This is a genomic window from Agrobacterium sp. 22-221-1 (assembly GCF_053522445.1).
Genome location: NZ_JBNWCL010000001.1, coordinates 547,864 through 563,430, shown reverse-complemented (window position 1 = coordinate 563,430; position 15,567 = coordinate 547,864). Strand labels below are relative to the sequence as shown.

Below are 15,567 nucleotides of genomic sequence, written 5' to 3'. Positions count from 1 at the left end.
CGTCTACTTTAGCAAGAACTTACGGTGCAATTTGATTGAAGTCAAAGTTGCAAACTGTCGCAGCCGTTACTGAAAGAGAGGAAATCGACATTTTCTTGATAAAAGGCAAATCGGGCGATGAATACCGAACTTCTTCACAAATATTCGGGTGCAGTGCCGCGTTACACGAGCTATCCGACCGCGCCGCATTTCCACGAGGGAATCGATAATGGCGCCTATCGCCGCTGGCTCGGCGCGCTCGGTCACAGGAATCGCCTGTCGCTTTATCTGCATATTCCCTATTGCGACCGGCTTTGCTGGTTCTGCGCCTGCCACACCAAGCACACGCTGAAATACGAGCCGATTGCCGTTTATCTTGAAGCACTTAAACAGGAGATCGAAGCTGTCGGCGCGCTTGTTTCGCCGGATGCGGTGGTGAGCGCCGTTCATTTCGGCGGCGGCTCGCCCACCATGTTGAAGCCGGAGGACATGCAGAGCCTGATGGACTGTCTGCGGCGTCATTTCACCTTCGGCCTCGCACCCGAGATCAGCGTCGAGATGGACCCCAACGATCTGGATGACAGCCGCTACGATGCGCTTGCCGCCATCGGCATGTCGCGGGCGAGCCTCGGGGTTCAGGACTTCGATGACAAAGTGCAAAAAACCATCAACCGCATCCAGTCCTTCGAACAGACGAAATCCGTGGTGGATGCGGTGCGGGCGAGGGGCGTTCACTCGGTCAATTGCGACATTCTTTATGGGTTGCCGTTCCAGACCTGCGGAACATTGGAAAAGACGGTGAACCAGATCGTGTCGCTCGACCCCGATCGCATCGCGCTTTTCGGTTATGCGCATGTTCCGTGGATGAAAAAACACCAGTCGCTGATCCCGGAGCATGCCCTGCCGGATATTGCCCAGCGCTACCGCCAGATGACGATGGCGGCGGAGATGCTGAAACAGGCGGGTTACGAGGCCATCGGCATCGATCACTTCGCCAAGCCGACCGATACATTATGTCAGGCCGCCGAAGCGGGCGCCCTGCGGCGGAATTTTCAGGGCTATACGACCGACACGGCCGATGCGCTGATCGGGCTTGGCGCATCGTCCATCGGCAGGCTGCCGCAGGGCTATGTGCAGAACATGGTGGCGACGGGGGAATATCAGCGGATGGTGGGCGAGGGCGGCCTTGCCGCCGTCAAGGGCATAGAGTTGTCGCAGGACGATCATCTGCGCTCGCATGTCATCGAAAGGCTGATGTGCGATTTCGCTATCGATCTTTCGCAGTTGCAGCACCGTTTCGGCAAGGCGAGCCATTCCGTGAGAGCCCAGGCGCAGCATTTTGCCGCAAGCGACAGGGACGGCGTGGTGCGGATGGACGCCGATATTTTTGCGGTGACGGAGGCTGGAAAGCCCTTCGTGCGTAATATCGCGGCAATCTTCGACGCCTATCTCGGCAATGGACGCGGCCGTCATTCGGTTGCTGTTTAGGCAACAGTTTTGGGGCAAATTTCAAAGTTACGTCACGAAACCATTGGCTTTTTTGTGCGACTTGCCTATGTGGTGCGTCAGACAGGATAATTCATACGAACGACAATAAGGATTATGGGCGTGACAGCTACATTCGACAAGGTTGCCGACATTATCGCCGAAACCAGCGAAATCGACCGCGAAACCATTACGCCGGAGAGCCACACGATCGACGATCTGGGCATCGACAGCCTCGACTTTCTTGATATCGTTTTCGCGATCGACAAGGAATTCGGCATCAAGATTCCGCTCGAGCAGTGGACGCAGGAAGTCAACGAAGGCAAGGTTTCCACCGAAGAATATTTCGTGCTGAAGAACCTTTGCGCCAAGATCGACGAATTGCGCGCAGCCAAGGGCTGATATGACAATGCCCGCTTGCAGCGGGCATTTTCTTTTGATGCCGCCTGCGGGCAAACCATGACTAACCGACCAGAGACGGGCCGGACGGATGCTGCTTGAATATTTTCAGATGATCGACAAGGTCGAGGCCGTGGACATGACGACGCGCACGTTGAAGGCGCAGTCTGTCGTTCCCGACAAAAGCCCGGTTTTCGAAGGCCACTTTCCCGGCATGCCGCTGGTTCCGGGCGTGCTTCTGATCGAGACCATGGCGCAGGCTTCCGGCATGCTGGTTCTGGCGTTTTCCGATTTTGCGTCCATGCCGTTCCTGATGTCGGTCGACGGCGCCAAGATGCGGACCTTCGTGGAGCCGGGCGCTGTTCTCGACATCGAGGCGGTGCTGGAGCATGACGGTTCCGGCTTTGCCGTTACCAAGGCGAAGATCACCTCGGATGGCAAGAAGGTCTGCGACGCGCAGCTTAAGCTCAGGACCATGCCCTTCAGCGAAATCCCGCTTGGGCCTATCGTCAAGAAGCGGGCCGAGGAAGTCGGCCTGATGGCGGCGATTGCCGCGGATGCGCAGAAATAAGCGTTTCCGTCCGTTTCGAAGGAGAGCGTTTTTCCCGCCGGCCCGGTTTTTGAGCACGAAAATCGTGGGCTCGCGACGGCGGATCAGGCCTTCACCATTGCCAATCCGCATCGCGCGCTTTATTCCGCAACGCATGAAGTGGTTGTTCGCGACCGCTGTTGGATAGCCGTGACCGTTTCGACGGGGCCGGCTGCAAAGGATGACAGACGATGAAATCTGACAATGATGTGGTGATAACAGGGGTCGGCATCGTGACCTGTCACGGCGTCGGCAGCCAGGCGCATGTGGCGCTTCTTTCCGGAACCGCCGTGCCGGAGCCGGTGGTCGAGACCGAAAAGTTCAAACCCTATCCGGTCCATCCCATGCCGGAGATCGACTGGTCCGCGCAGATCGCCAAGCGTGGCGACCAGCGCCAGATGGAAAACTGGCAGCGCCTCGGCGTTTTCGCCGCCGGTCTCGCACTCGACGATGCCGGGCTGAAGGAAGATGCCGAAGCCTGCGCCACCATGGACATGATCGTTGCCGCCGGCGGCGGTGAGCGCGACATCAATGTCGATACGCTGATCGTCGACGAGGCGCTGAAGCGCAATGACCGCGAAAAGCTGCTCAATGAGAAGCTGACGACGGAACTGCGCCCGACGCTGTTTCTCGCCCAGCTTTCCAACCTGATGGCCGGCAATATTTCCATCGTGCATAAGGTCACCGGGTCTTCCCGCACCTTCATGGGCGAGGAAGCGGCCGGCATTTCCGCCGTTGAAACCGCGTTCCACCGCATCCGCTCCGGCGAATCGAGCCATGCGCTGGTGGGCGGCGCCTTCTCGGCGGAACGTCCCGACATGATCCTGCTGTTCGAAGCCATCGGCGCGCATGCGCAGGGCGGCTGGCAGCCGCTGTGGTCGCGCGAAGGCCAGGACGGCGGCGGCATGGTTTCCGGTTCGCTCGGTGCCTTCCTGGTGCTGGAATCGCGCAAGCACGCCAGCGAGCGCGGCGCGCGCATTTATGCCCGCATCGACGCCATCGAGGGCGACCGCGGCAGCCGTGACGAAGGCAAGATGGAAAAGCGCATGGAGCGGCTGCTTGCTCCCGCCAAGGACAGCGCGGCGACCGTCGTATTTTCCGGCGCGAGTGGTTATGACGGCGTGACGGCCCGCGAGAAGGACATTCTCGAAAAGGCCCTGCCGAATGCCGTCATTCGCGGTTTTGGCGGCGTCACCGGTCATGGGCTGGAAGCGCAGTTCCCGCTCGGGCTGGCGCTTGCCGCGCTGACGCTTGAAAGCGGCGCGAAGGTGCCTACCTTCGATGCGGCTGAGGAAAAGCCCATGGGCGAGGCGGCCAGCGAAGCCGTCGTCACCACCGTCGGCCATGTGCGCGGCGAAGGTGTCGCCGTTCTGTCCCGCGACGTTTGAGGAGAAAGACCATGACTTCCAATTTCAGGGATCATCTCGGTCGTCCCATCGTCGCCGTCACCGGCATGGGCATCATCACCTCGCTCGGGCAGGGGCTTGCCGATAACTGGGCGGCGCTGACATCGGGCAAATCGGGCATTCACAAGATCACCCGTTTCCCGACCGAGGGGCTTTCGACCCGCATCAGCGGCACGGTGGATTTCATCGATATCCCGGTTCCGAATTCCGTCGAGCGTTCCTATGCCTTCGCGCGCGAGACCACCATCGAGGCACTGGCGCAGGCCGGTATCTCCGGCGATTTCGACGGCCCGCTGTTTCTCGCAGCGCCGCCTATCGAGCCGGAATGGAGCGCCCGTTTCGAGCTTGCCGACCGGTCTCCGCCGGCCGCCCAGCCGGGCGATGCCTATGAACGGTTCCTGACGGCCTTCCGCCAGCGTCCCGACCCGGCATTCCAGGAAGCCGCCCTGTTCGGCGCGATTTCCGAGCGTCTTTCCGACCGTTTCGGTACCCGTGGCCTGCCCGTCACGCTGTCTACGGCCTGTGCATCCGGCGCGACCGCGATCCAGCTCGGCGTCGAGGCGATCCGCCAGGGACGCACCGAGCGGGCGCTGACGGTTGCGACCGACGGTTCGGTCAGCGCCGAGGCGCTCATTCGCTTCTCGCTTCTCTCCGCGCTTTCGACCCAGAACGACCCGCCGGAAAAGGCCTCCAAGCCGTTCAGCAAGGACCGCGACGGTTTCGTGATCGCCGAAGGTGCTGCGACGCTGGTTCTGGAATCGCTGGAAGCTGCGGTTGCACGCGGTGCGAAGGTGCTCGGCATCATCAAGGGTGCGGGCGAGAAGGCCGACAGCTTCCACCGCACGCGGTCTTCGCCCGATGGCGGCCCGGCGATTGCGACGATCCGCGCGGCACTGGCCGATGCGGGCGTGGCCGAAAGCGATATCGGTTACATCAACGCCCACGGCACTTCGACGCCTGAGAACGACAAGATGGAATATGGCTCCATGCTCGCCGTCTTCGGCGAGGGCCTGAAAGATATTCCGCTATCGTCCAACAAGTCGATGATCGGCCATACCCTGACCGCTGCAGGCGCCGTGGAAGCGGTGTTCTCGCTGCAGACCATGCTGACCGGCACGCTGCCGCCGACGATCAACTACAACAATCCCGATCCGACCATCACACTCGACGTGGTGCCGAATGTGAAGCGGGATGCTCAGGTGAGCGCGGTTCTGTCCAACTCCTTCGGGTTCGGCGGGCAGAATGCAAGCCTTGTCATGACGCGGGAACCGGCTTAACCGGTTTCGCCATCAACAGGAGCGTTTCCGGGGCAATTGCGGAAACGCTCTCGCTTCTTTGATTACGCATTCCAGCCGCAAAACGGTTACAGAGTTTTGCGGGAATAGCTTTTAGATAACGCCCTCGGGCGAAGGACTGATATATGCGCGCTCTTCAACTCGTGGACGACCGGAAGCTCGAAAAAGTGGACCTGCCCGAACCGGATGCACCGGCGCCGGGCGAGGTGACGCTGCGCGTCAAGGCGGTTGCGCTCAACCACATCGACGTATGGGGCTGGCGCGGCATGGCTTTCGCCAAGCGCAAGATGCCGCTGACCATCGGTGCCGAGGCTTCGGGCGTGGTGGAAGCCATCGGTCCGGGCGTTTCGAACGTGCTGCCCGGCCAGCTCGTTTCGATCTACGGCGCGCGCACCTGCGGGCTGTGCAAGCCCTGTCGCGAAGGCCGTGACAATCTATGCGAACATGTTCAGGGCGTGCACGGTTTCCACCTTGACGGTTTCGCGCAGGAAAAGATCAATATCCCCGCCCGCCAGCTGGTGCCCGCGCCGCACGGCGTCGATGCCGTTGCTGCGGCTCTCGCACCGGTGACCTTCGGCACCGTCGAGCACATGCTGTTCGACAATGCCAAGCTGGAGTCCGGCGAAACCATCCTCATTCATGCCGGCGGTTCCGGCATCGGCACGGCGGCGATCCAGCTTGCCAAGAAGATGGGCTGCACCGTCATCACCACCGTCGGTTCCGACGACAAGATCGAACGGGCGAAGGCGCTGGGCGCCGACCACGTCATCAATTACCGGACCGACCGTTTCGAAGGCGTCGTGCGCAAGCTGACGAAAAAGAAGGGCGTCGACGTCGTGTTCGAACATGTCGGCAAGGACACCTGGGCGGGTTCGATGTTCTCGCTGAAGCGCGGCGGCCGTCTCGTCACCTGCGGCTCCACCTCTGGCGTCTCCACCGATATCAACCTGATGATGCTGTTCCAGCAGCAGCTGAAGCTGTTCGGCTCCTTCGGCTGCCGCATGGAAAACATGGCCAACGCCATGCAGAAGATGGCGCGCGGCATCGTTCATCCCGTCATCGACACCGAAGTGACCTTCGACGATATCGACCGGGCGCTGGAGCGCATGGAGACGCGCCAGGTGTTCGGCAAGATCGTTCTGCGAATGGACTGAACATCTTGAAGCTGTTCCTGACACGGATTGTCCTGAAACTGGACCACTTCCGGCAGTGGTTGATTGCGACATTCGCCTTCGGCCTTCTCAATCTGCTGAAGCTTTTTCCCGCCGATGCGGGTATTCGCGCCGCCGACCGGCTGGCGCGCTGGGTGGGGCCGAAAACCGGCCGCCACAAGCTGATGCTCCATAATCTGGCGCGCGCCTTTCCGGAGAAATCCGAGGAGGAGCGGCTTGAGATCGCCATGGACAGCTGGGCCAATATGGGCCGGCTTGCGGCGGAATATGTATTTCTCGACCGGCTGTTCGATTTCGATCCGGAAAAGAACGAACCGGGCCGCATCGAGGTCGAGGGCATTCCGACCTTCCTCGAGCTGCGCGACAATCCGCGGCCCTTCATCGTCTTTACCGCCCATAGCGGCAATTTCGAATTGCTGCCGGTGGCCGGCTCGGCTTTCGGTCTCGATGTAACGGTGCTGTTCCGTCCGCCGAACAATCCTTTCGTGGCCGACAAGGTGTTCAACTTTCGCAAGGAGCGCATGGGCAATCTCGTGCCGTCGCACGCCGGTTCCTCTTTCGCGCTTGCGCGGCAGCTTGAAAAGGGCGGCGGTGTCGGCGTGCTCGTCGACCAGAAGTTCGGCAAGGGTCTGACGACGAAGTTCTTCGGCCTTGAAGTCCGCACCAATCCGCTGCTTGCCAAGCTGGTGCGGCAGTTCAACTGCGATGTCTATCCGGCCCGTTGCGTGCGTCTTCCCGACAATCGCTACAGGCTGGAAATAGAGCCCAAGGTTGAAATTCCGCGCGATGAGAAGGGCAATGTCGACATTCAGGCGACGGCGCAGCTTCTGAACGACAAGGTGGAAAGCTGGGTGCGCGAATACCCCGGACAATGGCTGTGGTATCACGACCGCTGGGACGTGAAGCACCAGATTTGAGGTGACTGCCGTGCGGCCGGATTTTCCGCGACTTTCACGAAATTCGGCCGGGAAACCGTGCGTTTCGGTATTTTTCCATATTAGCGGAACCTCATTTTTCGTTCATGGATTATCGAAATTGAAAAATTGGCGGCTGCTGTGATATTTTGGACAACAATCCTCGCGGCGTTCCTGCGTTTCGTTACGTCATTTTTAAGCGCAAAGACGCTATAATCAGGGGGCAAAGGGTTAATCCGTTCGCATTGGGAACCGGGTTATGCCCGTTCAGGGAGAGTTGGGTTGAAAGATTTGATTGAGTTGTTCTGGCTGCGTTATACGGAACTGCAATCTGCCGTTGGTAAAAACGAAGCCGACAAGATCGCAGTGCTGGAGCGTGAACTGGAGCAGCTTCTCGAGCGGGTCGTCGGGCGTCAGACTGAAAACTCCGAGGATATTCGCGAACAGTTCCGTTTCGCCATCGACCTCCTGAACCACGAGGCGGAGGATCTCGGCTGCGTGCAGCGCAATTCCGAGCTTCTGAGAACCCTGGTCGACCGTTATGTCGGCATGCCGCCCAAGGCCAAGGTCATCGGTGACGAGGACGAGGACACCCTGGAATGGCATCACCGCCATCTGATCCTCGATGAGGACATGCTCAACGATCTGGACGAGCCGGTGGTCATCGTTTCTCCGGGCTACCGCGTGTCCTTTGCCAATGCGCTCGATGCTTTCCAGCGCAATGCGCCGGAAGGGCTCGTCGGTTGCCACATTGCCGAACTCGTCGGCGTCCACCGCTTCCAGAACGACCTTCGGGAAAAACTCGACAATTGCTTCAAGGGCGATACGTCGAAATATACCTATGCGGAAGATCAGAACGGCCGGACGATCGTGAAATCGCTGGAAATGTCCCCCTGCTATTCCTCCGCCTACAAGCTCGTGGGCGCCATGGTGGTGATCCGGGAAATTGCCGATCGCAGACGTCGCGCCACGGCGTGACGGCAGGCGCCGGTCTCTGACGACACTCTCCCGGCTTTGCCGTTTCCGGCTATTTCGGGAAAATGGTTTCCCATATCGCGGCGATGGACCATGCGGATGATGCATCCGCAAGGAGCTTCGTCGCCATGGCCAGGCAGGAAAGCACCAGCAGCGGGCGGATGATCTTCGCGCCGTTCTTCATGGCGAAGCGGGAGCCGATCTGTGCGCCTATGAACTGGCCGACGCCCATGGCGAGGCCGAGCTTCCACAAAACCGCACCACCTATCGCAAACACAACGAAACCGCCGAAGTTCGAGCCGAGGTTCAGAAGCTTGGTATGGGCGGTTGCCTTCAACATGCCGAAACCGGCAAGCGCCACGAAGGCAAGCATGTAGAAGGAACCCGCGCCGGGGCCGAAAACGCCGTCGTAGAAGCCCACCAGCGGCGCGACGGTGAAGCCGAACACGAAAGGTGTGATGCGGCGGTGGCTGTCGATGTCGCTGAGCTGCGGCTTGAAGGCGAAATAGATTGCAATCGCGATCAGCAGGAACGGCATGATGGTGCGCAGCAGGTCGGACGGCACGAAGGCGGCGGTGACCGCGCCAAGCCCGCCGCCAAGCATGGCCATGACGGCCATGGGCAATTGTTCCCTCAGATTGACATGGCCGCGCCGGGCATAGGCGATGGTGGCGGAGGCAGAGCCGAACTGCGATTGCAGCTTGTTGGTGCCGAGCGTATCGAGCGGTGCAATGCCCATGATCAGCATCGCCGGAATGGTGATGAGACCGCCGCCACCGGCGATGGAATCGATAAAGCCGGCAAAGATGGCGACGCAGAAAAGGACGAGAAAAACGTTGAGGGCGATGTCTTGCACTGGGGATGTCCGGGCAGGCGGCGGGAGAGGGCTTCTTCTTTCACTGAAAAGACCGCCACGCAATATTTTTCTGCATGATATGCCGCCTGCGGGGGGATTGCGGTGTTGCCGCTTATCGTTATGTTTCCGTGGCGCGTCGCCGGCAGAAGCGGATGGCGCTTGAAGACATATGGATGAGGGCATTATGCATAAAGTGATATTCGATACGGATCCCGGTGTAGACGACGCCATGGCGCTTCTGTTCCTGCACCGTCACCCCGATATCGATCTGATCGGCGTCACCACGGTTTTCGGCAACGCCCCCATCGATATCACCACCCGCAATGCGCTCTTCCTCAAGCGGGAATGGCAGATGACCGCACCGGTTGTGAGAGGCGCCGGCGTGACTTTCGATCCCGCCCGCAAGGAAGGCCATTGGCCGACCTTTATCCACGGCGAAAACGGTCTCGGCGATATCGATATCCCTGAAACCATCGACCTGCCGCTCGATCCGCGCCCGGCGCATCGCTTCATCATCGAGACGGTAAAGGCCCATCCCGGCGAGGTGACGCTGATCGCAGTCGGCCGCATGACCAATCTGGCGCTCGCACTGCGTGAGGAACCGGATTTCGCCGCGCTGGTGAAGGAGGTGATCGTCATGGGCGGCGCCTTCGACATGAACGGCAATGTCTCGCCGGCGGCGGAGGCCAATATTCACGGGGATCCGGAAGCGGCCGATCTCGTCTTCACCGCGCCCTGGCGCGTTGTTGTCGTCGGTCTGGACGTGACGACAAAAACCGTGATGACCAGCGCCTTCATGGCGGAGATGGCAGAGGCCGGCGGCAAGCCCGTGCAGCTGCTTTCTGACCTGTCGCAATTCTATATCGATTTCTACAAGACCCGCACCGGCGACGGCATGGTGGTGCATGACAGCTGCGCCTGCGTTTATCTCGTCGCGCCGGAACTGTTTACCACCCGCAGCGGCCCGGTGCGTGTCGTGTGCGGCGGTCTTGCCGACGGCCAGACGATCCAGAAGCCGGATGGCCGCGCCTTTCCGCCGGGCGACTGGGACGGGCATCCGAGCCAGCTCATCTGCACGGATATCGAGCCGGAGCGCGTGCTTTCGGTCATCCGCGCGGCAATTGTGAAGGGTGAGCGCGGCTGAAGGGCAGGAATGGCCGTTCTTGAGCATGGCTTGCCTTGCATTTTCCAAGAATCTGGCGTTATGCAAGTTCCCTGATCATAGTGCGCGATCCGCCTTGCCGGCGTGGCTGAGAAGGCCGTGCCGGAAGGACGGGCGGATCACCGCTATGCGGCGTGGGCCGAGAAAAGCCTTGTAGGTTTTCCCGTGCTTTGCGCTACAATGAATAACGCCTGCCGGGTCGGTTCGTGTCGGCGGCGTTTAACAACAAAAAACGAACCTTCGTTATGGGCCGGCAGAACCGGTCCATTCCCATGAGGAAAGAGATGGAAGAGTTTCACAAGGTCCGGCGTCTGCCGCAATACGTCTTCGAACAGGTCAACCGTTTGAAAGCGAGCGCGCGAGCGGCCGGGGCCGATATCATCGATCTCGGCATGGGCAATCCCGACCTTCCGACCCCGAAGGCCATCGTCGACAAGCTTTGCGAGGTCGTTCAGGACCCGCGCACCCATCGTTATTCCTCGTCCAAGGGCATTCCCGGCCTTCGCCGCGCGCAGGCAGCCTATTATGCCCGCCGTTTCGGCGTGAAGCTGAACCCCGATACGCAGGTCGTCGCTACGCTCGGCTCCAAGGAAGGCTTCGCCAATATGGCGCAGGCCATCACCGCGCCGGGTGACGTTATCCTGTGTCCGAACCCCACCTATCCGATCCATGCCTTCGGCTTCCTGATGGCGGGCGGCGTTATCCGTTCGATGAATGTCGAGCCGGATGAGAGCTTCTTTGGGCCTTTGGAGCGCGCGGTGCGCCACTCCATTCCGAAGCCGCTGGCGCTGATCGTCAACTACCCGTCGAACCCGACGGCGCATGTCGCCTCGCTCGATTTCTACAGGGACGTCATCGCCTTTGCGAAGAAGCACGAGATCATCGTGCTTTCCGACCTTGCCTATTCGGAAATCTATTTCGACGAAAACAACCCGCCGCCTTCGGTTCTCGAAGTTCCCGGCGCAATCGACGTTGCGGTGGAGTTCACCTCCATGTCGAAGACCTTCTCCATGCCCGGCTGGCGCATGGGCTTTGCCGTCGGCAACGAGCGTCTGATCGCGGCGCTGACGCGCGTGAAGTCCTATCTCGATTACGGCGCCTTCACGCCGATCCAGGTTGCGGCGACCCATGCGCTGAACGGTGACGGTTCCGACATTGCCGAAGTGCGCAATGTCTATCGCCGCCGCCGCGATGTGATGGTCGACACCTTCGGCAAGGCCGGTTTCGAAGTTCCGCCGCCGGCGGCGACGATGTTCGCCTGGGCGAAGATCCCGGAAAAATTCCGCCATCTCGGCAGCCTGGAATTCTCCAAGCTTCTGGTCGAGAAGGCAGATATCGCCGTTGCTCCCGGCATCGGCTTTGGCGAGATGGGCGACGATTACGTCCGTCTCGCGCTCGTGGAAAACGAGCATCGAATTCGTCAGGCAGCGCGCAATCTGAAGCGTTTCCTGTCGAGCGCAGACGAAACGATGCATAACGTCGTTTCGCTCAACGCCCACAGATAAGGGCAACCCAAGGCGGCCGGGTCCCGGCCGCCACCATCAACAGCAATCAGGAACATACCCATGGCAGATTCATTGAGAATCGGCATAGCGGGGCTCGGCACTGTCGGCGCTTCGCTCGTGCGCATCCTCCAGCAGAGAAGCAACGAACTTGCGATTACCTGCGGACGCGCGATTGAGATTATTGCGGTGAGCGCGCGCGACCGTTCGCGCGACCGCGGCATCGATCTCACGGGTATTACCTGGTTCGACACGCCGGAGCAGTTGGCGAGCGAAGCCGAGATCGACGTTTTCGTCGAACTGGTCGGCGGTGCTTCCGGCCAGGCGGAAAATGCAGTGCGTGCCGCACTTGCACGCGGTCTCCATGTGGTGACAGCCAACAAGGCGCTGCTGGCCAAGCACGGCGTCGAACTGGCGACCATTGCCGAAGACAAGGGCGCGCTTCTCAATTTCGAAGCGGCGGTGGCCGGCGGTATCCCCGTCATCAAGGCGCTGCGTGAATCCTTGACCGGTAACCATGTGTCGCGCATCTACGGCATCATGAACGGCACCTGCAACTACATCCTGACCAAGATGGAGAAGGAAGGGCTGTCCTTCGAGGCCTGTCTGAAGGAAGCGCAGCGGCTGGGTTACGCCGAAGCCGATCCGGCCTTCGATATCGAGGGCAACGATACGGCCCACAAGCTCGCCATCCTGACGACGCTTGCCTTCGGCAACAAGATTTCGGCCGATGACATCTATCTGGAAGGCATCACCAATATCTCCAGCGAGGACATTCAGGCGGCCGCCGAACTCGGTTATCGCATCAAGCTTCTCGGCGTGGCGCAGGTGACCGAATCCGGCATCGAGCAGCGCGTGCATCCGACCATGGTGCCGCTCGATTCCGTTATCGCCCAGGTGGATGGCGTCACCAATGCGGTGGCTATCGAATCCGATATTCTCGGCGAATTGCTGATGGTTGGCCCGGGTGCGGGCGGCAACGCCACGGCGTCCGCCGTACTGGGCGATATTGCCGATATCGCCAAGAGCCGTCCGGGCGCCCAGCAGGTGCCGGTTCTCGGCCGTCCGGCGAAATCGCTGACGGAATATCGCCGCGCCAAGATGAAGAGCCATGAGGGCGGTTATTTCATTCGCCTCACGGTGAAGGATCAGGCCGGCGTCTTCGCCTCCATCGCCACCCGCATGGCGGATAACAACATCTCGCTGGAATCCATCGTGCAGCGCCAGCGTGTGCATGTGGAAGGCGCGCCGCAGACCATCATTCTCGTTACCCATGCAACGATGGAAGATGCGATCCGCAAGGCCGTGAAAGCGATCAAGAACGAGAAATATCTCGTCAGCGAGCCGCAGGTCATCCGCATCGAGCGCACCTGAGGCGCTTCGTCATCTTGATGTTATCGAGGGCCGCGCTTCCGGATGGAGGCGCGGTTTTTCGTTCTATGGCTGCCCGCATCATGTCGTGAATCTCGCGCCCATAAAATTTGGGGGGACGGCGTCGGAAGCGCTGGAAAACAAGGCGATTCGGCACTATGGTTAATCCTGTTCACCAAGCGAGGGAGGCGTGGCCGTGACATCGATCATCCTGTTCAAGGACAATAAGCGTGCAGGCGTTGCGGCCGCCCATCACCGGGCGCGGCCTCACAATGCCAATGACAATATCCGCAGCATGGAATTCGATATCGGGGAGCATGAGCGCAACTGGTGTTCGCTTGCCGTGTTCTCGCTGCTGCTGCTTGTTGGCGCCGTCTCGATCGTCAGCCCGTTTTTCTCGATTTTTTCGGTGTGAATCCTCATCTGCGCGTTTTTGCTTGAAAAACGCGCCATCGCCATTTAGCCCGTTTTAAAGCGCGATTGGGCGCATGACAGGATGAATGGACAGGATGGCAATGATGGAGCCGGCCGATACCGTGGCCCGCGCGTTTCTAAGCGTGGAGCGGTCGGCGACAGAACAGCGCTGGGTGTCGCGGCTGGATCAGGCCGGGCAGAACCGCGCGCTGGCCATGTCCCAGATCCACGCCATTCCAGAACTGATCGCACGGGTGCTTGCCGGGCGCGGTGTGGGTGTCGATGACGCCCTGGCGTTCCTCGATCCGACCATTCGTTCCCTGATGCCCGATCCGCATGTGCTGACCGATTGCGAAAAGGCCGCCGAGCGGTTGGTGCGGGCCATCGAGACAGGCGAGAAGGTGGCGATCTTTGGCGACTACGACGTCGACGGCGCTGCTTCCTCCGCTTTGATGTACCGGTTTCTCGCGCATTTCGGTCTGACACCGGAAATCTATATTCCCGACCGTATTTTCGAGGGCTATGGGCCGAACCCGGCGGCGATGCAGCAGCTTGCCGCCAATGGCGCGACGCTGATCGTGACGGTCGATTGCGGCTCCACCAGCCATGAATCGCTGAAGGCCGCCAGGGATGCGGGAACGGATGTGGTGGTGATCGATCACCATCAGGTCGGCACGGAGCTGCCGCCGGCCGTGGCGTTGGTCAATCCCAACCGCGAGGACGATCTTTCGGGGCAGGGGCATCTCTGCGCCGCCGGCGTCGTGTTTCTCGTGCTGGTGGCCACCCTGCGGTTGTTGAAAGAGAAGCGGCACAGGCAGGCCTTCACGCTCGATCTGCTATCGCTTCTCGATATCGTCGCGCTTGCCACCGTGTGCGATGTGGTGCCGCTGAAGGGGCTCAACCGCGCCTATGTGGTAAAGGGGCTGATTGCCGCGCGCCATATGAACAATGCCGGGCTTGCTGCTCTCTTCAAGAAGGCGGGGCTGGGCGGGCCGGTGACGCCCTATCATTTCGGTTTCCTGATCGGGCCCCGCATCAATGCCGGCGGCCGCATCGGCGACGCTGCGCTCGGCAGCCGTCTCCTGACCATCGACGATGCGTCGCAGGCCGAGGTCATTGCCGAGAGGCTGGATGAGCTGAACCGCGAGCGGCAGGCCATGGAAGCCGCCATGCTGGCGGAAGCAGAAGCGGAGGCGCTGTTCGAATATGGCGACGGCTCGGGTGCGGGCGTCATCGTGACTGCGCGTGAAAACTGGCATCCCGGCATTGTCGGTCTGCTTGCCTCGCGTCTGAAGGATCGCTTCCGCCGTCCCGCCTTCGCCATTGCCTTCGATCCCTCCGGCAAGGGCACCGGTTCCGGCCGTTCGATCAACGGCTTCGATATGGGGCGCATGGTGCGCGCCGCCGTGGAGGCCGGCTTGCTGGTCAAGGGCGGTGGGCATGCCATGGCGGCCGGCCTGACGGTGGAGCGCGCCAATCTCGGTAAGCTCAGGACTTTCTTCGAGGAAGCGGCGGCAAAGACCGTGAACGAGCTGGTGGAAAGCAGCGTGCTGAAGATCGACGGCGCTATCGGCGCGTCGGGCGCGACATTGCAGCTTGTCGACCAGCTGGAGCAGGCCGGTCCATATGGCTCCGGTCATTCGCAGCCCATCTTTGCCGTGCCGGCGCATCGTCTGCGCGATGTGCGGCTTGTGGGTACAGCTCACGTCAAGATCACGCTGGAGGCCATGGACGGCTCGCGGCTGGACGGCATTGCGTTCCGCGCCGCAGAAGCGCCTCTGGGGCAGATGCTGCTGAATGCGCGTGGCAGGAACATTCACGTCGCCGGCACCGTGGGCGCCGATCTCTGGCAGGGCCAGAGACGCGTTCAACTGCGCGTTCTGGACGCGGCTTTCGCGCCCTGACGGGCCTTCCAGCTATCTTGGAATTTCACCGAACACCGGCCCATGCGAGTGGATGAGATGCAACGAGACTTCTTTACGCAATGCGTGAAGATTTTCGTGCAGGCAGCTGATTTTAAAGGAGAAGCAAGTGGCACGCCCTAGGGG

General features: G+C 60.7%; 14 protein-coding genes. 13 read left to right on the top strand and 1 reads right to left on the bottom strand.

What is annotated here, in order from left to right; translation table 11 throughout:
- Positions 1-117 precede the first annotated feature (117 nt).
- The 8 genes from hemN to ACQZ5N_RS02785 all read left to right on the top strand — a co-directional run bounded on the left by hemN (position 118) and on the right by ACQZ5N_RS02785 (position 8,217).
- Positions 118-1,467 (top strand): oxygen-independent coproporphyrinogen III oxidase, encoded by a 1,350-nt coding sequence (gene hemN / locus ACQZ5N_RS02820; protein ID WP_448731996.1) that lies wholly within the window; start codon positions 118-120, stop codon positions 1,465-1,467.
- A 114-nt stretch (positions 1,468-1,581) separates the two neighbouring features.
- On the top strand, positions 1,582-1,866 hold the full coding sequence (locus ACQZ5N_RS02815; protein WP_003495848.1) for an acyl carrier protein: 285 nt from the start codon (positions 1,582-1,584) through the stop codon (positions 1,864-1,866).
- Between the two features lie 88 nt (positions 1,867-1,954).
- The gene (locus tag ACQZ5N_RS02810; protein ID WP_020810293.1) at positions 1,955-2,434 is read left to right on the top strand and encodes a 3-hydroxyacyl-ACP dehydratase FabZ family protein; all 480 of its coding nucleotides are present in this window, start codon (positions 1,955-1,957) and stop codon (positions 2,432-2,434) included.
- Between the two features lie 209 nt (positions 2,435-2,643).
- Positions 2,644-3,840 (top strand): beta-ketoacyl-ACP synthase, encoded by a 1,197-nt coding sequence (locus tag ACQZ5N_RS02805; RefSeq protein ID WP_448731995.1) that lies wholly within the window; start codon positions 2,644-2,646, stop codon positions 3,838-3,840.
- 11 nt (positions 3,841-3,851) lie between these two features.
- Positions 3,852-5,135 (top strand): beta-ketoacyl-ACP synthase, encoded by a 1,284-nt coding sequence (locus tag ACQZ5N_RS02800; RefSeq protein ID WP_003524844.1) that lies wholly within the window; start codon positions 3,852-3,854, stop codon positions 5,133-5,135.
- Between the two features lie 143 nt (positions 5,136-5,278).
- Positions 5,279-6,307, top strand: a complete 1,029-nt coding sequence (locus ACQZ5N_RS02795; RefSeq protein ID WP_448731994.1) for a zinc-binding dehydrogenase — start codon at positions 5,279-5,281, stop codon at positions 6,305-6,307.
- Between the two features lie 5 nt (positions 6,308-6,312).
- On the top strand, positions 6,313-7,242 hold the full coding sequence (locus tag ACQZ5N_RS02790) for a lipid A biosynthesis lauroyl acyltransferase (RefSeq protein ID WP_003524846.1): 930 nt from the start codon (positions 6,313-6,315) through the stop codon (positions 7,240-7,242).
- A gap of 279 nt (positions 7,243-7,521) precedes the next feature.
- Entirely contained in the window at positions 7,522-8,217 is a 696-nt protein-coding gene (locus tag ACQZ5N_RS02785; RefSeq protein WP_020810296.1) for a nitrogen regulation protein NR(II), read from the top strand.
- A gap of 49 nt (positions 8,218-8,266) precedes the next feature.
- Here ACQZ5N_RS02785 and ACQZ5N_RS02780 read toward each other — a convergent pair whose 3' ends face one another.
- Entirely contained in the window at positions 8,267-9,070 is an 804-nt protein-coding gene (locus ACQZ5N_RS02780) for a TSUP family transporter (protein ID WP_080816955.1), read from the bottom strand.
- 184 nt (positions 9,071-9,254) lie between these two features.
- On the opposite strand from ACQZ5N_RS02780, the gene ACQZ5N_RS02775 reads away from it, so the two are divergent.
- From ACQZ5N_RS02775 to recJ, 5 genes are all read left to right on the top strand, one after another.
- Positions 9,255-10,214: a nucleoside hydrolase gene (locus tag ACQZ5N_RS02775; protein WP_448731993.1), complete on the top strand. Its 960-nt coding sequence runs from the start codon at positions 9,255-9,257 to the stop codon at positions 10,212-10,214.
- A gap of 302 nt (positions 10,215-10,516) precedes the next feature.
- Positions 10,517-11,737, top strand: coding sequence for an LL-diaminopimelate aminotransferase (locus tag ACQZ5N_RS02770; protein WP_448731992.1), 1,221 nt, complete (start codon positions 10,517-10,519; stop codon positions 11,735-11,737).
- A 60-nt stretch (positions 11,738-11,797) separates the two neighbouring features.
- Positions 11,798-13,108 (top strand): homoserine dehydrogenase, encoded by a 1,311-nt coding sequence (locus ACQZ5N_RS02765; RefSeq protein WP_035260791.1) that lies wholly within the window; start codon positions 11,798-11,800, stop codon positions 13,106-13,108.
- 187 nt (positions 13,109-13,295) lie between these two features.
- Positions 13,296-13,520: a hypothetical protein gene (locus ACQZ5N_RS02760; protein ID WP_162936643.1), complete on the top strand. Its 225-nt coding sequence runs from the start codon at positions 13,296-13,298 to the stop codon at positions 13,518-13,520.
- A gap of 94 nt (positions 13,521-13,614) precedes the next feature.
- Complete coding sequence (gene recJ / locus ACQZ5N_RS02755) at positions 13,615-15,423, top strand: single-stranded-DNA-specific exonuclease RecJ (RefSeq protein WP_127756171.1); 1,809 nt, start codon at positions 13,615-13,617, stop codon at positions 15,421-15,423.
- The last annotated feature ends 144 nt before the right edge of the window (positions 15,424-15,567 follow it).